The organism is Candidatus Ozemobacteraceae bacterium (genome assembly GCA_035373905.1).
Lineage (GTDB): Bacteria > Muiribacteriota > Ozemobacteria > Ozemobacterales > Ozemobacteraceae > MWAR01.
In genome coordinates this window covers 14,019-34,312 of the sequence record DAOSOK010000031.1, presented here as the reverse complement: position 1 = coordinate 34,312, position 20,294 = coordinate 14,019, and the positions used below count along the sequence as shown (strand labels likewise).

At 63.3% G+C, this 20,294-nt stretch carries 19 protein-coding genes and 1 tRNA gene; 12 read left to right on the top strand and 8 right to left on the bottom strand.

Features of this window, described 5'->3' with window-relative positions; translation table 11 throughout:
* Positions 1-56: 56 nt before the first annotated feature.
* The 3 genes from PLU72_14885 to PLU72_14875 form a co-directional block, all read right to left on the bottom strand.
* On the bottom strand, positions 57-647 hold the full coding sequence (locus tag PLU72_14885) for a rubrerythrin family protein (GenBank protein HOT29463.1): 591 nt from the start codon (positions 645-647) through the stop codon (positions 57-59).
* A gap of 134 nt (positions 648-781) precedes the next feature.
* Positions 782-1,681 (bottom strand): alpha/beta hydrolase, encoded by a 900-nt coding sequence (locus PLU72_14880; GenBank protein ID HOT29462.1) that lies wholly within the window; start codon positions 1,679-1,681, stop codon positions 782-784.
* A complete protein-coding gene (locus PLU72_14875) occupies positions 1,678-5,610 on the bottom strand; it encodes an ATP-binding protein (protein HOT29461.1) in 3,933 nt (1,310 codons plus the stop codon). The genes PLU72_14880 and PLU72_14875 overlap by 4 nt, the downstream gene beginning before the upstream one ends.
* A gap of 129 nt (positions 5,611-5,739) precedes the next feature.
* Between PLU72_14875 and PLU72_14870 the strand changes: the two genes are divergently transcribed.
* From PLU72_14870 to nadB, 7 genes are all read left to right on the top strand, one after another.
* Positions 5,740-6,885 (top strand): alpha/beta hydrolase-fold protein, encoded by a 1,146-nt coding sequence (locus PLU72_14870; GenBank protein ID HOT29460.1) that lies wholly within the window; start codon positions 5,740-5,742, stop codon positions 6,883-6,885.
* Entirely contained in the window at positions 6,882-8,090 is a 1,209-nt protein-coding gene (locus PLU72_14865; GenBank protein HOT29459.1) for an asparagine synthetase B, read from the top strand. The genes PLU72_14870 and PLU72_14865 overlap by 4 nt, the downstream gene beginning before the upstream one ends.
* A gap of 81 nt (positions 8,091-8,171) precedes the next feature.
* Positions 8,172-9,380, top strand: coding sequence for an FAD-dependent oxidoreductase (locus tag PLU72_14860; GenBank protein HOT29458.1), 1,209 nt, complete (start codon positions 8,172-8,174; stop codon positions 9,378-9,380).
* Positions 9,381-9,448: 68 nt separating this feature from the next.
* Positions 9,449-9,592 (top strand): hypothetical protein, encoded by a 144-nt coding sequence (locus PLU72_14855; protein ID HOT29457.1) that lies wholly within the window; start codon positions 9,449-9,451, stop codon positions 9,590-9,592.
* 148 nt (positions 9,593-9,740) lie between these two features.
* Positions 9,741-10,922, top strand: coding sequence for a methionine adenosyltransferase (gene metK, locus PLU72_14850; protein HOT29456.1), 1,182 nt, complete (start codon positions 9,741-9,743; stop codon positions 10,920-10,922).
* A 43-nt stretch (positions 10,923-10,965) separates the two neighbouring features.
* Complete coding sequence (locus PLU72_14845; GenBank protein ID HOT29455.1) at positions 10,966-11,751, top strand: polysaccharide deacetylase family protein; 786 nt, start codon at positions 10,966-10,968, stop codon at positions 11,749-11,751.
* Between the two features lie 13 nt (positions 11,752-11,764).
* Positions 11,765-13,366, top strand: coding sequence for an L-aspartate oxidase (nadB, locus tag PLU72_14840; protein ID HOT29454.1), 1,602 nt, complete (start codon positions 11,765-11,767; stop codon positions 13,364-13,366).
* 62 nt (positions 13,367-13,428) lie between these two features.
* On the opposite strand, the gene PLU72_14835 is transcribed toward nadB, so the two are convergent.
* Both PLU72_14835 and PLU72_14830 read right to left on the bottom strand, forming a co-directional pair.
* The gene (locus tag PLU72_14835) at positions 13,429-14,052 is read right to left on the bottom strand and encodes a methyl-accepting chemotaxis protein (protein ID HOT29453.1); all 624 of its coding nucleotides are present in this window, start codon (positions 14,050-14,052) and stop codon (positions 13,429-13,431) included.
* Positions 14,053-14,108: 56 nt separating this feature from the next.
* Complete coding sequence (locus tag PLU72_14830) at positions 14,109-14,570, bottom strand: hypothetical protein (protein ID HOT29452.1); 462 nt, start codon at positions 14,568-14,570, stop codon at positions 14,109-14,111.
* 247 nt (positions 14,571-14,817) lie between these two features.
* On the opposite strand from PLU72_14830, the gene PLU72_14825 reads away from it, so the two are divergent.
* Positions 14,818-15,528, top strand: coding sequence for a hypothetical protein (locus PLU72_14825; GenBank protein ID HOT29451.1), 711 nt, complete (start codon positions 14,818-14,820; stop codon positions 15,526-15,528).
* Positions 15,529-15,539: 11 nt separating this feature from the next.
* Here PLU72_14825 and PLU72_14820 read toward each other — a convergent pair whose 3' ends face one another.
* Positions 15,540-15,962 carry a GNAT family N-acetyltransferase gene (locus PLU72_14820; GenBank protein ID HOT29450.1) on the bottom strand — a complete coding sequence of 141 codons (423 nt, stop codon included), beginning with the start codon at positions 15,960-15,962 and terminating at the stop codon, positions 15,540-15,542.
* Between the two features lie 89 nt (positions 15,963-16,051).
* Here PLU72_14820 and PLU72_14815 point away from each other — a divergent pair.
* From PLU72_14815 to PLU72_14805, 3 genes are all read left to right on the top strand, one after another.
* Positions 16,052-16,136: transfer RNA gene (locus tag PLU72_14815), tRNA-Leu, on the top strand.
* 141 nt (positions 16,137-16,277) lie between these two features.
* Positions 16,278-17,138 (top strand): glucosaminidase domain-containing protein, encoded by an 861-nt coding sequence (locus PLU72_14810; GenBank protein HOT29449.1) that lies wholly within the window; start codon positions 16,278-16,280, stop codon positions 17,136-17,138.
* A gap of 26 nt (positions 17,139-17,164) precedes the next feature.
* Complete coding sequence (locus PLU72_14805; GenBank protein ID HOT29448.1) at positions 17,165-17,767, top strand: hypothetical protein; 603 nt, start codon at positions 17,165-17,167, stop codon at positions 17,765-17,767.
* A gap of 40 nt (positions 17,768-17,807) precedes the next feature.
* Here PLU72_14805 and PLU72_14800 read toward each other — a convergent pair whose 3' ends face one another.
* Positions 17,808-18,107 (bottom strand): hypothetical protein, encoded by a 300-nt coding sequence (locus tag PLU72_14800; GenBank protein ID HOT29447.1) that lies wholly within the window; start codon positions 18,105-18,107, stop codon positions 17,808-17,810.
* A 224-nt stretch (positions 18,108-18,331) separates the two neighbouring features.
* Positions 18,332-19,291 carry a cysteine synthase A gene (gene cysK, locus PLU72_14795; GenBank protein HOT29446.1) on the bottom strand — a complete coding sequence of 320 codons (960 nt, stop codon included), beginning with the start codon at positions 19,289-19,291 and terminating at the stop codon, positions 18,332-18,334.
* A gap of 205 nt (positions 19,292-19,496) precedes the next feature.
* Between cysK and PLU72_14790 the strand changes: the two genes are divergently transcribed.
* Entirely contained in the window at positions 19,497-20,291 is a 795-nt protein-coding gene (locus PLU72_14790; GenBank protein ID HOT29445.1) for a TlyA family RNA methyltransferase, read from the top strand.
* Positions 20,292-20,294: the final 3 nt, after the last annotated feature.

Genomic DNA, 20,294 nt, shown 5'->3' with positions numbered 1-20,294 from the left:
TCTATTTCTGGCAAAATAAAACGCCCCGCTTTCGCGGGGCGTTTGCGTGGCGAGGGTCAGTAATTTTCGGTCCAGACCTGGAAGTATTCCTGTGGATGCTCGCAGACCGGACACTGCTTGGGGGCGCCCTCGCCTTCGTGGATGTGGCCGCAGTTGCGGCAGATCCAGGAGGTCTTGGCGTCCTTCTTGAACACCTTCTGGTTCTTCAGGTTCTCGAGGAGCTTGCGATACCGGGCCTCGTGGTGCTTTTCGACCTTGGCGACCATGCGGAACGCCGTCGCGACGTCCTTGTATCCTTCCTGCTCGGCGACATCGGCGAACGACTGATACAGCGACGTCCACTCTTCCTTCTCGCCGTCGGCGGCATACTGGAGGTTCTTGACCGTGTCGGCGAGGGCGACGGGGTAGCCGGCCTCGTGGATGGTCACGACCTGCTCGTTCATGCCGTGGTGCAGAAGCCGCTTCAGGAAAATCTTGGCATGCTCCTTCTCGTTCTCGGCCGTCTCGATGAAAAAGTCGGAAATCTGCAGAAGGCCTTCCTTGCGGGCGACCGACGCGTAGTAGGAGTATCTGTTCCTCGCCTGGGACTCGCCGGCGAACGCTTTCAGCAGGTTTTCACACGTCTTGGAGTTTTTGAAATCGGACATCGATGCTCTCCTTGCTCTTGAGGTGTCCGGGACTGCCCCGGAGTTTTCCTGAACGGAAACAAGGACACTCTACCCGAAGAAAATGGGGAAGGCAAGTCCCTTCGAAAAAACAATATCATATAATATATATGATGCTATCTTGAAGGTGCGGGGAGCACTCCGGCGTCGTTCAGAAACTGAAGGACGATCGGCTCGAAGGGCGCGGGCGGCGGCCGATGCGCCTGAACGTGGCCCGCGTCCGGCACGAGCATCTCCTTCGCCCCGGGAACGGCGGCCTTGAGCCTGTCGTGGTCCTCCCGCGTCGCCCGGGGATCGAGGCCGTCGTGAATCAGGAGCAAGGGGCGGCCGCCGACCCCCTTGATGCCCTCGACGGGACGGTTCGACGCGTAGTCGATGCCGCTTCTCATGCGCGCCAGGGAAAACAGCCAGTCGAGCAGAAAAACGTCGGGAATCCCGCTGACCCGCCGGACATCGCGACCTGCGATCTTCCGGAGCTCGGCGAAGCTGGACTCGAGGATGAACGCCCCGATCCGTCCGAGTCTGGCCGAACCGTTGGCGAGCGTGGCGGCCCCCATCGAGCGCCCGTAGGCCGCAAGCCGCATGGTCGGCGGCAGGAAGCCGTTCGCCTCCGCGGCCTCGAGCACCGCGGCGATGTCTTCCCATTCGTGAAGGCCGATCGTCGTGTAACGTCCTTCGCTGAGCCCGTGCGCCCGGAAATCGAGCGCCAGGATATTGTATCCTGCATCGTGAAGAAATCCGGCCATGTCGAGAATATGAAGATGGTTCACGCAGTGCCCGTGGCAGAGCAGAACGGCGCCTGCCGCCGGGTCGCCCGGATACCACCATGCCGCGATCTTCTGCCCCGCCGCGTTCCGGGCGACGAAAGGAGTTCCCGGGATGGCCGGCACCTTGTCGGGCAGACCGACGCGAACGGGAAACATCAGGATGTTCGACAGCGCGAACGCGAGAACCCCGCCGCCCGTGCCGAGCAGCGCAACGGCAAGAAACAGCCGGAAAAAGGGAGAGGGTTTCATGAGGTTTGCCGGGGTTCCGGGCGGACGCCGGATTCCTTTCGAAGTTTTGCCTGGAGGGCCTGAAGCTCCCTGACGAAGGAACGCAGCAGCGGGGCGAAGGCTGTCAGAGCCTCGGCGGCCTCGGCGGGGTTTCCCGAACGTGCCGCGGCTTCAACCGCGCCGATCGCTTTGAAAACCTTTTCCGAGGCGTACGTTCCGATTGCACCCTTCAACGAGTGCGCCCTGGCCGCCGTTTCGGTCATGTCACCGGCCGCCGATGCGCGTTCGAGGGCGGCGACCTGATCGGGGTATTTGGCGAGGAAGATGTCGATCATCTTGTGAAGCACGCCGGTATCCCCGCAGACGCGTTTCATCAGGTGCTCGACGTCGATGGTGGCGGAAACGCCGCCGCGAAGCCTGTCAAGCGTGTCGGCGATGACGTCGAACAACTGCTGCCTGGTGAAAGGCTTCTGCAGATACCCGTCGAAGCCGGCTTCGGCAAAGAGGCCGGCATTTTCGGACGCATCGTTCCCCGTCAGGGCGATCAACGGAAGATGGCCGCCCGTCCTCGCTTCCCGTGCCCGAACGGCCCGGGCGGCTTCCAGCCCGTTCATGTCGGGCATCTGGATATCGGCAAGAACGGCATCGAATGTCGAGGCGGCCGTCCGCTCGACGAGCTCGCGCCCCGTGGCGACCGACGCCACCCTCCAGCCGCCCGATTCCAGGAGCGCTTCGGCGAGTTTGCGGTTGATATCGTTGTCTTCGGCAACCAGGATCGTTCCGGAAACGCCCTTGCTCTCCGCTGTCACCGCGGGCGTCTCCTGCCCGGCCGACGCTTCAGAAGCCTCGGGAAGCCGGAACGTTGCGGTGAATCGGAAGGTCGAGCCCTTTCCCGGTTCGGATGTCACCGAGATCTCGCCTTTCATCAGGCGAACGAGTTGTCTGCAGATCGTCAGGCCGAGGCCTGTGCCTTCCTTGCGTGAGACGCCGTTTGAACGAATCTGGGAGAAGGATTCGAACAGCCTGGAGATCTGATCTGCCGGGATGCCGATGCCGGAGTCGCGGATTTCCACGGCGATGACGACGGCATCGGCATCCGTCGAGGGAAGCCGGACGGCCGAGAGCCGGACGCTGCCCTCGTCGGTGAACTTGATTGCGTTGTTGAGCAGGTTCAAAAGAACCTGTCGTAGCCTGAACTGGTCGCCGATGACCAGGCGGGGAAGCTGCGGGTCGATCTCTCCCGTCAGGTCGATCCGCTTTGCGGCCGCTTTGCCGGAAAGAAGATCGAGCGTGGCCTGGAGGAGCGCCGGCAGGTCAAAGCGCGATTCCTCGAGCTCCATCCGTCCCGCGCCGATTTTCGAAAAGTCGAGGATGTCGTTCAGAAGCGCCAGGAGCGACTCGCCTGCGCTTCTGATGAGGGAGAGGTAATGCTGCTGGCGCGGCGCCGTGACTTCGGCGTGAAGAACGTCGATGAGCCCGAGAAGCGCGTTCATGGGCGTGCGGATCTCGTGGCTCATATGAGCGATGAACCGGCCCTTCTCGAGACTCGCCGCCTCCGCGGCCTCTTTCGCCCGCGAAAGCGCCAACTCCATTTCCTTGCGCTGGCGGATGTCGATGAAATTTTCGAGCAGATGCGGAACGCCGCCCAGGTCGAGCTTGATCACCTGCTTGATGATGGGAACACGCTCCCCGTCGTGACCGATAAGAACGCGTTCCGAGTGGTCGATCGTCTGGTGCAGGTTCGATATCGGGCATTTCCCTTTCTCGACAGGGCAGATGAACTGGTGGCAGACCCGTCCGATCACTTCTTCGTACGGTCTGCCGAGCATCTCGAGAGCAGCCGAGTTCACCTCGACGATCGTGTGATCTTCTTCCCGGATGAGGATGAACCCGTTCGGAGCAGCGGCGAACAGCTTTTTGAACCGTTCCTCGCTCTCGTTCCGCATTTTTTCGAGGAGCCGGCGGCTGGTCAGGTCCCGGATGAAGAGCAGGAAGACGTTTCGTTCCCGGGTTTTCAGGAAGGAACCGGTGATCTCCCCCTGGAAGGCATGCCCGGATGAATACTGGAGGCGATGTTCGAACGCCGCCGGTTCGCCTTTCGCGAGTTGCTGGAAGAACGCCGCCGCATCGCCCGCTCCGTCCGGGCAGATGTCGTCGTATCGGAGCTGCTTCATCCGCTCTGGATCAGGGATGCCCAGCGCGCGATGCAGGAACGGATTGGCCGCCAGGATGGCGTGCGTGTCGGCATCGACGATCAGGATGCCTTCCGGGGCGTTCTCGAACACGCTCTTGAACTGCTGTTCGAACTGCACGGCCTGCTGGGCCTTCTCGGCGACACGCGCCGTGCCGATCTGGAAGGCCAGCGTCAGGATGACCATCGAGAGGCTCAGGGCAAGGGGAAGATGCCGGGAAAGCGCAACACGGCTCATGTCGTTCATGAGGAAAACATGCCAGTCCTGCGTGTTCAGCTGCGCCTGCGAACAGAGCATTTCCCGGTCGAAGGCCCGCACGAAACCGCTTTTCGGGAGAGGAAAGCCGAACAGCGACTCCGAGGCTATCGCCCCGAACTGGCCCGATCTTTCCAGTTCTGTCTTGCGCTCGAGCGGAAGCGGAAACAAGGGTTTGAGATCCCACTCCCGGCGACTGCCGAGAAAGATGATTCCCTCGGGGCTGAGGAGCATGGCGTGCGGATGGCGTCCGAACGACGCTGACAACGTGCTCATCGGTCGTTTGAGGACGATGGCGCCCGCGATGCGCCCGCTGGAGTCCCGCACGGGTTGGGACGTATAATGCCCGGTTGATTTCACGATTGCACCCAGGGCGAAATACCGTCCGGTCTTTCCCGAGAGGGCGTCGGAAAGATACGGGCGTCTGGAAACGACGTTGGCGGAAGCGGTGGCATACAATTCCCGGGCCGAAGCGGAAACGATGAGGCCCTGGCCATTGGTGACGAACCAATGGAAGCCGGGCGTCAACGAGGCGCACTCTTGAAGGAACGCATCGCACGCCTGAGCGGGGCTTCCGGACGCGGCGGAAGCGACCGCCGGGTGGCGGGAAGCCAGGAACGTGAGCCGCTCATCCTCGCGGAGATTGTCTTCCACCGATTCGGCGAGGTTCCTGGCCTGGTTGATCGTCTCGGCTTCGATCGCGGCGAGCGATTGGACTTCGAGATGCCGCGCCAGGAGCGTCCCCGACACGGCGAGCAGCAAAACGGCCACGACGACGCGATACCCGGGTTTCACCGGAGTGATGGCTCCCGTGCCGGTCGCGATGCTTGACGCCCATCGCAGCATGCAGAGAGAGGTTCCGAACTGTAGGAGAATATAGATGGAATCGAGAGAAAGGAGCGAATCCCTGGTCTGGAACGTCGTGAGAAACGATACCGGATCTCCATAGTATGTAGTATAGGACGCGGTGACGGCGGCGCCGAACAGGGCGAACGACGGCAGAACGCAGCCGGGAAAAGGCGCGCCCTGGACGGCGGCCCTGCCGAGCCTGTACAGCTGGAGGCCGATTCCCGCTACGCCCAGTCCGAAAACGAAATGCGCGGCCGCATGAAGAATGTCGCGCGGAAGGGCGGCGAGGAACGCCGTTCCCGCGATGCAGACGACGCCGAATCCCGCCTGAGCGTGCTGACTGGAAAAGGTCGCTTTGCCGTGAAATTCGGCGAGCAGAAGACCGCATACCAGCATCAGGAACGAATGGACATCGACGTTCTCGGCGACGAGGAACTCCGAGTTCGTGAAGGCGCCGGTCAGGTTATTGACGCCTGCGAGGACGAAGGCCGGCCAGAGAGTGTTGAGGAACAGTCTGCCCCGAAGCGGCGTCGGCATGCCGAGCAGAATGGCGGCAAGAAGCCACCAGCCGCATCCCTGGATGAGCGCCAGAGAATGCGGCTTTGCCAGCGATTCCATCAGAAAATCGAGAATAGGAAGAACCTCCCCGACCACTTCTCTCTCTCCGTATTGTATCCTGTTTTCCGTCATTCGTCAGCCGCAATGTTGACGATGGGGTATTCTCTTGGTATCTCTCTTCCGGCGGGCGGTCTCGAAAATCGCTGAATCAGGGGGAAATGCTGCATGCCGAGGCTTTGTCATTCCGGCCGGCCGGTTCGCCGGCCGCCGATGGTTCCCGTCACGATCCGTGTCAGCCTTGACACGCCCCTGCCGCGGGGAAGTGCCGTCTTTCTCGCAGGCAACATCCCTGCGCTGGGCGACTGGAAGCCCGATCGGGTGAAGCTCGAGCGCGTCGGCCGGATGCGATACGAGTGCCGGTTCTCCGCTCCGGCCGGGACCGTCGCCGAGTTCAAGGTGACCCGAGGCAGCTGGAAAACCCAGGCGGTCTATGCGGAAACGCCCGGCAACATTCCGCCTGACAACCGGGCGTTCCGGATCGACGGGCCGGAGTGCGCGTTCGAGACCCACGTCGCCGACTGGATGGACAGGCTTCCCGCCGAACTCGACCCGGTGAGGGGCGATCTGCGGCTCCATCCCGGCATGTCCGGCGACGGCCTCGAGTATCCGCGGGACATCCTCGTCTGGCTTCCGCCCTCTTACCGCAGCGGTCGGAAACGGTATCCGGTGCTGTACATGCACGACGGGCAGAATCTCTTCGACCCCGCCACCTCGTTCTGCGGCCAGGACTGGAAGCTCGACGAGACCGCCATGCGCCTCATGACCGACGGCGCGATCGAGGAGTTCATCATCGTCGGCGTCGCGAACACGCCCGACCGGATGGAGGAATACAACCTCTTCAGGCCGAAGGGCGAGGCCTACGCGCGGTTCCTGACCGGGGTCGTCAAGCCCTTCGTCGACGCCGCCTACCGGACGAAGCCTGGCCGCGAACACACGGCCGTGGGCGGTTCTTCCATGGGCGGCCTCTTCTCGTTTCAGTTGGGATGGCTTCGTTCGGACGTTTTCTCGATGGCGGCCTGCCTGTCGCCCGCCTTCTGGTTCAGCCGGGGCCGGATGTTCAAGCTGGCCGCCGAAGGGGAACTGCCGTCGGCCCCCGTCCGATTTTACCTCGACGCCGGCGATCTTGAACCTCCCATCTGGCGCGGCTTTCACCGGATGACCAGGATCCTGGAACGGCGCGGATTCAGAAAGGGAAAGGATCTTCTCTCATACCCCGACGTCGGGGCCGTTCATTCGGAAGCGGCGTGGGCGGCCCGGCTCGACCGGCCCCTGACGTTCCTGTTCGGCAGGCCGCGGCGGGGTGCGAAATGAGAAGGACGGGAACCGGAAACGCAGTCTATATAATCATTGCTATTCTCCTGCGGGCCTCTCTTGCTGCCGTCGCCTTCGGGGGCGATCTCCTGCTCGTGCCCATGGACAACGCCCAGACGGATTTCTGCCGAAGTTACGGCCTCGTCTGGCAGGCCCTCGACCGAAAGGCGAGCGACGTGTTCTGGGCTCTCAACTACCGCGGCGGCAGCTTCATCTTGCCCGACGACCCCGCGATCCGGCGCCAGGCGGCCGCAGCGAAGGTCCGCGTCGAACCGCTCCCAAAGACCGATTTCGACGCGCTCCTGACCATGGCGCAGGACGAGAACATGGACGTCGTTCCTCTCGAGACGGCCCCCCGCATCGGCATCTACCTCGCCTCGGAAGGAGAAAAGGGAAGCGACGTCGTCGCAATGCTGCTGGACCACGTCGGTATAAGATATCAATCAATATACGATGACGGCATTCTCGACGGAAAACTGGCGGACATCGACTGGCTGCACATCCATCACAAGGACTTCACGGGCCAGGGTCACAAGCGGGGATACGACGCCCAGGACGCGCACCTGGCGGGCTCCCGCGGATACGCGAAGGTCTGGCAGCTGAAGCAGGCCGTCTCGACCGGGATCCGCGATTTCGTCCATGGCGGGGGGTTTCTCTTCGCAATGTGCTCCGCCGCCGAGACGCTCGACATCTCGCTGGCGGCGGACGGAACAGACATCGTCGACACCCCCTTCGACGGCGATCCTCCCGTCGACAACCCGACCGGGGCGCTCAACTACGCGCGCAGTCTTGCGTTTGGCGGTTTCACCGTGTTCGCCGACTCGTCGAACGAATACTCGGACGTCGACGTGCCGGAAGCGGGCGCCGGAACGAGCTTTCGCCTGTTCGACTTCTCGGCGCAGGTCGATGCGATCCCCTGCCTGCTCAACCAGAACCATGAACGCGAGATCCGCGGCTTCAGCGGCGAAACCTCGTCGTTCCGCAAGTCGCTCGTGAAGAAGGACGTCACGATCCTGGCCGAGAACAACGACGGCGTTTCGGTGCGGTATCTCATGGGCACGCTCGGCAAGGGCGTGTTCTGCTACTACGGCGGCCATACGCCGGGCGAGAATTTCGGCGATTACCAGACGAACGCCTCGGGATTCAGGCTCATCCTGAACAACGTCCTGTTCCCATCGGCAAAGACCCGCCGCAGGAAGACGTGAAGACGCATTCATATCCGCCCCGCGAAGTTGTATACTGAAATCCGCGAAGGTGCTCGACCACACGAAGGAGGAACCCGGAAGATGACGACGAACGGACAGGTGACGGTGGTGATCGGGAACGGCGTGGCCGGCGCCGCCGCAGCGATTGCGATGCGCGACTCGGGATACGCCGGAAAGATCGTCGCCGTGACCGGCGAGGCGTGGCCCGTCTACTACCGGACGCGACTTCCCGAACTCATTTCCGGCGTCGTGACGATCGAGAAGATCGTGATGACGCCCGTGCAGAAGTTCGCCGAGCGGAACATCGAGGTCAGGCTGGGCGTGAAAGCCGAGTCGGTCGATGCGAAAGCCCGCACGGTCCGGCTCGACAACGGCGAGACGATCGGCTGGGACACCCTGCTCCTCGCGACCGGCTGCGACGCCTTCATGCCGCCGATCCAGGGGCGCGAGCGGTGCGGAAACCTGTTCGTGCTCCGCGAAGCCGCCGACGCCGAGGCCATCCGCGCCGCGGCGACGGGAAAGCGGCGCGCCGTCTGCATCGGCGGCGGCGTTCTCGGCCTCGAGGCCGCCTACCATCTCACGAAGCTGGGTCTGGCCGTCGAACTTGTCGAGCTCGCTCCGCGACTGATGCCCCGCCAGCTCGATGCGGCGGGCGCCACGGTCCTGCAGGGGCTCCTCGAGAAACAGGGCTTCCGGTTCCATCTCGGGGCGAAGCTTGACTGCTTGGGCGACGGGCATCTCAAACTCCAGGGCGGCGATGCGCTCGACGGCGATGTCTACGTCGTCTCCGCCGGCGTCGCACCCCGTCTCGGCCTTGCGAAACAGCTCGGCGTCGAATGCGGCCGGGGAATTCGGGTCGATGCGGCTTGCCGGACGAACGTCGACGGCGTTTTCGCCGCGGGAGACAACATCGAGCATGAGGGAAGGATGTGGGGCACCTGGCTCGCCGCTCGTCACTGGGGAAACCGCGCCGGGCAGAGCATGGCGGGGAAGACCGCTTCCATGGGCATGCCGCCTGAAAGCTTCCGTCTGAAACTGACGGGAGTCGATCTGCTCAGCATCGGCGAGGCCGATCTCGAGGGGGCGCTCGCGGCGCAAGGCCGGGCGGAAGCCCATGTCATCGCGACCAGACCCGACGAGGGGGTATACCACAAGATCGTCGTCAGGGAGGGAGCCGTGTGCGGAGCGATCCTCCTCGGCGCCTGCCCCGCCGGCCGGACGATCGAGAAGGCTGTCGCGGAAAACCGCCCTTGGAAAGACGTTGCGGCCGAAATCGGGGTTTCCCGCTGAACCGCCTTCAGCGATCCGCGATTCCTGCCGATAGGGGTTTCGCCGGAGTCACGAGGAGGTGGTTGCGCATGAGAGTGCTGGCTACCATCCTGGTACTCATAACCAGTGTTGTCGGGTTCATCTTCAGTTACGAAATGGCCTATCAGAACGTCGTGCGACTCATGAACGCCCCCGCCGGACAGGCACAGGCGAACGGCGGGATCGCGAAATAAGCGGCTCCGGCACAAGGCTGCGGCGGCTTCCCACACCGGGAGGCCGCCGCCGTCCTGTGCCGGCGGGAAAATACGGTTTGCCTTGACGGGGGGGAGGGGGGTTGCTATAATCGCCGGACCTCAAATTCCCTCATCATGGAGGCTTCCCGTGAGCGACCGGTTCTTCTTCACGTCCGAATCCGTTACCGAAGGGCATCCCGATAAGGTTGCCGATCAAATTTCCGACGCCGTTCTCGATGCGATTCTCGCCCAGGACCCCCGGGGTCGCGTCGCCTGCGAAACCGCCGTCACCACCGGCCTCGCCATCATCATGGGCGAGATCACGACCAAGTGCTACGTCGACGTGCAGTCGATCGTCCGCAAGACGATCTGCGACATCGGCTACACCAACTCCGACTGGGGCATCGACGGCAAGAGCTGCGGCGTCATGGTCGCGCTCGACGAACAGTCGCCCGACATCGCCCAGGGCGTCAACAAGGCTGCCGACGGCACCGACAAGGATGCTGACCTGAACATTGGCGCCGGCGACCAGGGCATGATGGTCGGCTTTGCGGTCCGCGAGACTCCCGAGCTGATGCCCGCTCCGCTGTATTACTCTCACCTGATCTGCCGCCGCGCCGCCGAACTCCGCAAGAATGGCAAGCTGCCCTACCTGCGCCCGGACGGCAAGGGCCAGGTTACCGTCGAATACGTCGACGGCAAGCCCGTCCGCGTCGACGCGGTCGTTCTCTCGGTCCAGCACAACCCCGATGTCACCCATGCCCAGCTGTCCGAGGACGTCGTGACGCAGATCATCAAACCTTGCTTCCCGGCCGAACTGCTCGATGCGAATACCAAATACTATGTGAACCCCACCGGCCGCTTCGTGGTCGGCGGCCCTCACGGCGATTCCGGTCTCACCGGCCGCAAGATCATCGTCGATACCTACGGCGGCATGGCTGCGCACGGCGGCGGCGCCTTCTCCGGCAAGGACCCGACCAAGGTCGACCGCTCGGGCGCCTATATGGGTCGCTATATTGCGAAGAATCTCGTCGCCGCCGGCGTCGCCGATAGCATCGAGATCCAGATCGCCTACGCCATCGGCGTCGCGAAGCCCCTTTCGGTCCACGTCACCACGAACGGCACCGAGAAGATCGATCCGCGCAAGATCGAGAAGCTGATCTGGGACATCTTCGACCTGCGCCCCGGCGCCATCATCAAGAACCTCGACCTGCGCCGCCCGATCTTCAGACAGACCGCCGCCTACGGCCACTTCGGCCGCTCCGATCTGGACCTGTCCTGGGAAAAGCTCGACAAGGTCGATGCGATCCGCAAGGCCGCTGGACTCTGATTCTCCCGTGCAAAGCGCGGGCGCTCCTCCGCGGGGAGCGCCCGTGCTAACTTTTCTGGCCGTTCTGGCCGCCGTCGCCGTCATCATCGTCCTCGGAACGACGATTGCCAGTCCGTCCGAAAAACTGGCCGTGCTCGTCTATCACCACATCGAAGACCCGGCGACGTCGGACGTGTCCTGCACGCCGGAGCAGTTCGAGGCACAGATGTCCGCCCTTCTGGCGAATGGGTTCACGCCGGTCAGGCTCGACGAGGCGCGGGCTTTTCTCGAAGGCAGGCGCGGAAGGGTCAAAAAGCCCGTTCTGATCACCTTCGACGATGGATACGAGAGCCTGCACCGGCATGCCCTGCCCGTTGCACGGAAACTCGGCGTGCCCATGACCGTGTTCGTCGTCACGTCGCGGATCGGCCTGAAGCCCCAGTTCGCGCGGTATCTCTCGCGGGACCAGATCCGGGAAATGGCCGCCTCCGGCCTCTTCGAGTTCGGTTCGCACACCGACGACCTGCATACAGATGTGATGCGCATCTGGAACGCGTTCGACCCGGCGCCGGTGTCGCTCGCATCGGCGGTCGCTTCCGACCTCGAACGTTCGCGGAAGACGCTCGCGGAGATCGTCGGAACCCCGCCGTTCACGATCGCCTGGCCCTACGGAAAATTCAACCGCGACACGACGCGGATAGCTCTGGATGCGGGGATGAACCTGCATTTCACGAGCCGCTCCGGATTCAGTTCCCCCGGCGACAACCTCCTGGAGATCAAGCGCGTGCCGGTCACCCGTCGGGATACCCCCCAGACGGTGGTGCGTAAGGCCCGGGGCGGGTGGCTGTGACGAGGACTATATATTGAATAATATTGAGCGACACTCCACCGACGTCGCGATCATCGGTTCGGGCCTCGCCGGGTTGTTCGCCGCCCTGACGACGGCCGAATCGGCATCCGTGACCGTCCTGACCCGACAGGACATCAAGGCGTCCAACTCCTGGTTCGCCCAGGGCGGGATTGCCGCCGTCTGGGACCACGCCGACTCGGCCGATGACCACGCCGCCGACACCTTCGTCGCCGGCGCCGGCTTGTGCGATCCCGCGGCGGTGCGGGTGCTCGTGACCGAAGGCCCCGATCGCGTCCGCGATCTCATCGAATTCGGCGCACGGTTCGACGCGGCCGACAGCGGGCAGCTGCTGCTGACCCGCGAGGGAGCGCACGGCCGCCGGCGGATCCTTCACGCCCACGGCGACGCCACGGGCAGGGAGCTCGAGCGGACCCTGATCGACCGCGTGAAAACGCATCCTCGCATCCGGTGTCTCGAGAATTTTCACGCTGCGGACCTCGTCCTGAACGCCGACGGAACGCGGGTGACCGGCATCCGGGGCTTCGACGGTCCGCAGCGAACGCCGGTCGAATTCCAGGCCCGAAGCGTCATTCTCGCCTGCGGCGGCCTCGGCCGCCTGTATCCCGAGACGACGAACGCCGAGCAGGCGACCGGCGACGGCGTCGCCATCGCCTGGGCGGCGGGCGCTCGTCTGGCCGACATGGAGTTCGTCCAGTTCCACCCGACCGTGTTCGCCGCCCCCGGGCATCCGCGCTTCCTCGTCTCCGAAGCGGTCCGCGGAGAGGGCGCGGTTCTGGTCAACAAGGCCGGCGAGCGCTTCATGAAGCGGTACCACCCGATGGCCGACCTCGCCCCGCGAGATATCGTCGCCCGGGCCGTCATCGCCGAGATGCTCGCCGCCGGTGCGGAGCACGTGTTCCTCGACGCGCGCCACCTCGGTGCCGAACTCCTCGCCACGCGCTTCCCCGGCATCGAGGCCGAACTGGGCAAGGCGGGGTATTCCCTCGCGAACGATCTGATCCCGATTGCTCCGGCGGCCCATTACGCGATGGGCGGCGTCTGGACCGACGTCGATGGCCGGACGAGCCTGGGCGGCCTGTATGCCGCGGGCGAGGTCGCTTCGACGGGCGTTCACGGGGCGAACCGGCTTGCGTCCAACAGCCTTCTCGAATGCCTGGTCTTCGGCAAACGCGCCGGCCAGGCCTGTCTGACCGACATCGCACGGTCGATAACGGCCCCGACCACGGCGACCGAGGCGGGCTGGGACCTCGGCGAAGCACCCGCGTTTCCGGAGACCCAGCGGATTCTCGGTCGGTATCTCGGCGTCCTTCGGACTCCGGAAGGGCTCGCCGCTGCGGCCGAAAGCCTCGGCGCCCGTCTGGGCCGGCGAAGACCCGCGAACTGGTGGGAGATGTCGGACGAAGATCTGTCGCGCCGAAACGCGGCGACGGTCGGCGGGATCATGGCCGTCTTCGCGGCGGCCCGCACGGAGAGCCGCGGGGCCCACTTCCGGACGGACCTGCCCCAGCCCGATCCCGCCTGGATGTGTCGGCAGTTTCTGACCGGCCTTACGTTGACCAGGTCGCCGGTCGGGGCGCCCGCTTCAATAAAATAATCTATCGAATACAAAATCGGCGCCCCGCGGGGCGCCGATTCGGTTGAGGACGAAGTCCGTGGTCAGGCGGTCTCTTCGGCGTCTTTTTCTTTCTTCGAAGCGGACGCGGCATCGATCATTTCGCGTTCGAGAACGAAACCCTTGCAACAGGTCTCGATGAGCGCGGCGGCATCGATGATCTCCGGGTCGACCTTTCCCGAACTCTTCATGCGGTTGATGCCGTTCTGGAGCTTCTGGGACGCGTCGCGGATATTGGTGACGCGCGTGCGCAACCCCATCGTCATCTCGTTCATCGCATCGGCCAGATCCTTCAGCTCGTCCTTGGGGCGGAGCTTGATGAAGTTGGTCAGGTCGCCTTCGCCGATGCTGCGCGAGACGCGCTCCATACGATAGACCGGCCCGGCGATCGTGTGCGTCACGAATATACAGATGAACGCCGTCACGAGAATGCTCACGAGCTCCGCGATGACGACCCCCGGCAGGAGAGCCTGCCCGAGTTGCGACGTGTCGATCGGGAGCTTCGACTCAACGACGAGCTTGTTCTCGAGCTTCTCGATCGAGAATCCGTACACGAGCGCCCCGACGATGTTTGCCACGATGATGACGATCAGAATGAAAATGGCCGTCAGCCGGCTCTGAAAGCCCGGCTTGATGAAATACCGCTTGCGGCGGCGGATTTGATTCATGTGAGATGCTCCCTCCCCCAGATTTTTCCTTCTCCCGGCCGCATGCGGCCGTTGTTCTACCTGTCGTCTTCCTGCCCGCCGGCGTCGCCGCCGGGATCATCCACGAGATCGAGATAATCCGCTTCGGGCACGACGGAGTCCTGGTCTCCGGACGGGTCTTCCGCGTCCTTCCAGGTGATCGGCTCGTCAGACGCGGGTGTGTCCCACTCGTCGAGCATCCGGTTCAGCGATTCCGTTCCGGATGCCGCATCGGAGCGATCTTTCGGGCCGACCGATTCCGCCGCCGGAGTCTTGGCTCCGCCAACCAGCATCTCGATCGCCGGGCCATCCAGGAATTCACCCGAACTCTGAACGGCCGGTCCAGCGGTACGATAATCCGCGGTCGATACGCCCAACGCCGGCGTGTGATTGCCGCTCCAGGCAAGACACATCCCCGTCGCGACGGCCAGAAGCCGCCCGTACCGACCGAGATCTATTCTAATGGAACGCCAGAAGGGTGTCAAGAACGTTAGACCCATGCCAAGCTCTCCTATTGCGCCCGTCAGTGGTATGACTTATACTCACCATCGGCCTGTTCGCGCCGATTCTTGAAGGGAATCCTGCCTGATCGCCGGTGCAAAACGAATGAGTTCCATTGTTGAAGATATCCGCGTTCTCGTCCGACGCCGTTCCCGGCATGCCTGCTCGCGTCCCGAGCCGTGCATGAGCCGTCGGAACCCCCTGGCCGTCGTCGTGTGGTGCATCTTATTCATCGGAGGAACGTTCATGAGCCTTGAAGCGGCACCGCAGACATTCAGATACGACTGGGTCAAGGGCCAGCGCCTGTTTTATCGGGTCACCGTCCATGGCGGGGTGGAGGTCGAAACTCCGATGGGCATTCAAAACAATCCGATCCACATCGAGATGGACATCCGCCAGACCGTGGATGAAGCGGGCCCCGACCTGGCGACGATGTCGATGTTCATCGTGCTCGCCCGCATGTTCCAGGACGGCGAGGCCGCTGCGCTCCCGGAAGAAGGCCAGACGAGCGTTCTCTGGCTCGACCGGCGCGGAAAGGTCGAGATCGTTTCGGGAACCGGCGCCTGGCAGGGTTCCGAAATCGCCCAGATGCACTTTCCCGAAGGTCCGCTGAACCCCGGCGACTCGTGGGACCAGACGACGCGCACTCCCGGCCCGCCTGCGACCGAGACCCGGACCCGCTACACCTTCACGGGAATGGCAGAGCGCGGCGGAATGAGCCTTGCCGAGTTCTCGTCGGAAATGCTGCTCGAGCCCGGCGCCACGACGCAGGTCGGCGACCCGAACGCCGTCAGTCGCGGCCGCACCTGGTTCGACCCGGTTCTCGGCCAGGTCGTCGAGACGATCGCCGACTCGAAGTTCACCTTCTTCGTGCCGGTGCCCGACCAGCCCAACAAACTCGCCCGTTCGACGACCACGATTCACACCGAGATGAAGCTGATGAAACGCGAGCCCTGAGCATTGGCCGATCAGCGCAGCATCCCGCGCTCGATCATCCGCCGGGGGTTCGTGAAGCGGCCCATGGCCGTCGGCATCGGCCGAAATCCGAGGCCTTCGTAGAAACCTTCCCTGCCCGGGTTCGCGTAAAGAATGACGTTGCAGCCGGCGAGTCGCTCGAGAAGATGGTTCATCAGCCGCTTTCCGAGACCTTTTCCCTGGTATTCCGGCAGGACGACGATTTCGTAGATGGCCGCCTGGATGACGCCGTCCGAGATCGCGCGGCCGAAGCCTATCATCCGGTCGTCGTCGAACAAAAACGCCCGGCAGTAGCTTCCCTCGAACGCCCGTCGGTGGGTCTCGGGATCCCGGAAGGCCATGCCGACGCGCTCGAGGGCTGCCCGAACCTGTTCCCAGTCGATATTTTCACACGTTTCGCGTATCGTGATATTCATTGTCCTACATCCCTTTCGAGAGTGTTGCATTTGTACGAGAGGTGTGGTATCTTAGATCTCAAGCAACCGGTTCGCAAGGCCGGTTTGTCGCCCGGGTGGTGAAATTGGCAAACACGTAAGATTCAGGATCTTATGCCTATTACTGGCTTGCGGGTTCAAGTCCCGCCCTGGGCACCGGAAACCGGAGAGTCGCTTCGAAAGCGATTCTCCGGTTTTGTCTTCCGGGCGTTTCGATCGGCCCGGGTCTTTCTGTAACCTGGGGCGACGATCGGGGAAGATAAGGACTGGAAGACACATTCGATCGGGGAGGAAGCCATGAACATCCATGTTCGTCAGCCGCTGCGTTCCGGCATCGCGGTTCTGCTGATGATCGCCGTGTGCTCGTGTTCGCTCGCGCAGTCCGATTTGATGTCGATCCTCGAGAACCATCAGCCCGAGAAGCAGGGGGCTCAGGTAGGGGGCGGAGCGGGCGGCGACGCTTCGCGGAATCCGGCTGTGGCGACAACGGTTTCGGGGAGCGTCTTCGCGAACTTTCTGGACCGTGTAAACAGGCTGTTCGCGAAGCTCAATGTGCTGGCATCCCGCGTGAACCGGCTCATTGAACGCCTCGCGACGGCCAAAACCCCGAAAAGCACTTCCGGCGGCAGTCCGGGCGGTTCCAAACCGAAGGCCTCCGCTCCCGGAAACGGCGAATCTTCGTCGCTGAATGCCTGGAAAGGCGGCAAGCTTTCGCCGGCGAAGTTCTGCGAACTGCTCGGCCCGGTCGCGGCGGCCACGTTCGCCGCCACCGGCGTGCCGGCATCGGTCACGCTGGCCCAGGCGGCCCTCGAGACGGGGTGGGGCGCCTCGACGATCGGCAGCGCCAAGAACCTGTTCGGGATCAAGGGAACCGGCCCCGCCGGCTCGGTGACGGTGCCGACAAGGGAATGGTCGGGCGGCAGGTTCATCACGATCAACGCCAAGTTCAGGAAATACAATACCTGGAAGGAATCCGTCGATGACCACGCCCGTTTGATCAGTCAGGTTTCCAGATACAAAAACTGCATGAAATACAGGAACGACCCCGACCGGTTCGCCCGCGAGGTGCAGAAGGCCGGATATGCAACGGACCCGAATTATGCTAATAAATTGATCGGCATCATGAAAGCCAATAATCTGTACAAGTGGGACAAATGACCCCTTCTGATATCAGGAGAAACAGCATGAAACTTCTGCGAACAGGCGTGTGCATTCTCGGTTTCCTCGCCCTGCTTCCGATCGCATCGTTCGGTCTCGAGCTCGCCAGCGCATCAGGAGCGCTGATTCCAGGTTCGCCCGACGTCCAGGTGATCAAAATTCAGGAAGGCGAGTCGATCAGGCTCGTCATCCGTGATGCCGCGGGCGCGAAGCTGTTCGAAAGCGAAGAACTGGGCTCGGAAGACCGGCTCTTCACGCTCGACGGGAAGCCGACTTCTCTCGCTCTTCGCGATTTGACCGGCGACGGCGTTCCGGAGGCGATGACGGCCGCGTTCTACGGCCCGCGTGCCAGCGGCCTCTTCGTTTTCACCTACGATGCGTCGGCGAAGACGTTCGTGCCGGTTCGGTGCACGTATCCGAAACATGACTTGACCCGCGACATGCTCGTCTCGGATCTTCAGCAGGGCGACGGTTCCGACATGATCGTCGGCGCCGACGGCACCGTGACGATGCTGGGCCTGCAGTATCCCGAAAATGACGGTGCAGAGCCGGTCCCGGCCGCGTATACCTTCATCTTCAAAGACGGGATGTTCGTTCACCAGAAAACCGAGCCTCTCCCGGCAAAATGACTCCCTGAGCCCGCCCCCCGGGGTCGGCAAGCGGCTTGTTTCAGGTCGGGTCCTCGTTCGGCCACATGCGTGCGGTGCGTTCACGGACATACTCCCAGGCGGAAAACGGGATGCGGTTGTCGTCGGGATCGACGATGAACGGGTCCTCGCCGAACGCGCAATATTCCTTGTACAGAAGGTCGCCGGGCTTTCCGGGCTTGCGATTGGCCTCGATCCACTCGTCCAGCAGGAGAACGGCCGCTTCCCGGGCCCGATCAAGCGACTCGAACTCGCCGAGCTTGTATCGATACTCCTCGTCCTGGTAATGGAAGTTGTCGTCGACGAACACCGTGTACGGCATAAAAACAATCCTCGCTATCTGCAGGTGTGTGTCCTGTTCATGAAGGCTTCATTCGGTTCGCGATAACGCATCGCAGAAGCTGTTCTCGAGGCGTCTCTGCTGATTTATATCTAAAGAATTATATACTTCGGAGGAAAAGAACTTCTTTGCGCATGCGTCTGTGGCGAATCGAACCTGGGACCGGCCCGATGAGCATTTGAAACAGGGAGTCGGGTTCGACGGGCTCATTCGCTCAGGTGATCGAAAAGAACCGTGGACAGATACCGCTCGCCCGAATCGGGCAGGATGACCACGATCGTTTTTCCGGCGAATGCGTCCTCTCGGGCGAGACGGAGGGCCGCGGCGACGGCGGCTCCGCAGGAGATGCCGCTGAGGATGCCTTCCTCGCGGGCGAGGCGGCGGGCCATTTCGACGGCTTCGCCGCTCTCGACCCTCTCGACCCGGTCGACGAGAGACAGGTCGAGCGTTTCCGGAATGAAACCCGCCCCGATGCCCTGAATCTTGTGCGGAGACGGCTTCAGGGGTTCGCCGGCGAGATGCTGCGTGATGACCGGGCTTTCGGCCGGTTCGACGGCGACGGAGGTCAGTTCGCAGTTCATGCGCTTCTTGAGATATCTCGAAACGCCGGTGATGGTTCCGCCGGTTCCGACCCCGCAGACGAGCGCATCGACGACGCCGTCGGTGTCGTCCCATATTTCGGGGCCGGTCGTCTTCTCATGGATGGCTGGATTCGCGGGGTTCTTGAACTGTTGGGGCAGATACCAGCGGCCGGGTTCGGATGCGGCGATCTCCTCCGCTTTTCGTACCGCCCCGGCCATGCCATCCGCGCCGGGCGTCAGCACGATCGACGCTCCGAACGCCGCCAGCACTTTCCGGCGCTCGACGCTCATCGTGTCCGGCATGGTCAGCGTCAGCCGATACCCGCGCGATGCGGCCGTGAAGGCCAGAGCGATGCCCGTGTTTCCGCTCGTCGGTTCGATGATGCCGATGCCGGGCTGGAGAAGCCCTCTTTTCTCTGCGTCCAGCACGAGGGCGGATCCGACGCGGCATTTCACCGAGTAGGCGGGGTTTCGGCCCTCGATCTTCGCGAGTACCGTGGCCCGACAGCCTGCGGTTACACGATTCAACCGCACCAGCGGCGTGTTTCCGATCGACTGGGTATTTTCAAGATAAATGCGCGGCATCCCTCCGTCTCCTCTCGCGGGCATTCGTTCAGCGCCCTGGCTATCTTCTGGCTGGCCCGGGCTGGATAATCCCTGATCATAGTATATAACCTCTTCACCAATCCTGCTCAACCGGTCGTTTCGTATCGCCCTCTTGCCTGTCCGCGGGTTCCTGCGTATGATGCCTGATGCCCGGGTTCCGACGTCCGGGCGGGAAGGGCGGAACGTGAGACTCGACCAGTGCATGGTGGCCCGCGGCCTGTGCGAATCGCGGGCGAAGGCGCAGGACCTGATTCGTTCCGGCGCCGTATCGGTCGCCGGCAAGGTCGTCACACGGCCCGCGCACGAGACGGGCGGGGAAGAGGCGATCGCGATTTCCGCCGACGTGCCCGCATACGTGGGCCGCGCCGCGCTGAAACTGAAGCCGGTTCTGGCCGGCGGGCTCATCGACGTTCGCGGGAAGCGGTGCCTCGACGTGGGCGCCAGCACGGGCGGCTTCACTCAGGTGATGCTCGAGTTCGGCGCCGCCGCCGTCGTGGCGCTCGACGTCGGAAGCGGGCAGCTCCATCCGTCGCTTCGGGCCGATCCCCGCGTCATCAGTCGCGAAAACTGCGATCTGCGGCGATTCGACGATGCCGACGGTTTCGACGTGGTGACGGCCGACGTCTCGTTCATCAGTCTCGTGCGACTGCTGCCCGACCTGGATCGCCTGGCGCGCGGAGCGTTGGTGCTCCTGTTCAAGCCGCAGTTCGAAGTCGGTCCCGATGCCCGCCGAAACCGGGCCGGCGTCGTGAGGGACGCCGCCGCCGTCGCCTCCGCGCGCCGGGCATTCGAGGCCGAGGCCGCCCGGATCGGCTGGCGTCTCGTGTCCGCGAAACCGAGCGACCTTCCGGGCCGCGACGGGAACCTCGAATACGTCTACGTGTTCGACAAACGGGCCGGCCTTTCCGCCGCGCCTGCCGCATCCGCCCTCGACGTCCCCCTGCGCATGGGACGACGTCGATGTAATAATAACGAGTAATAT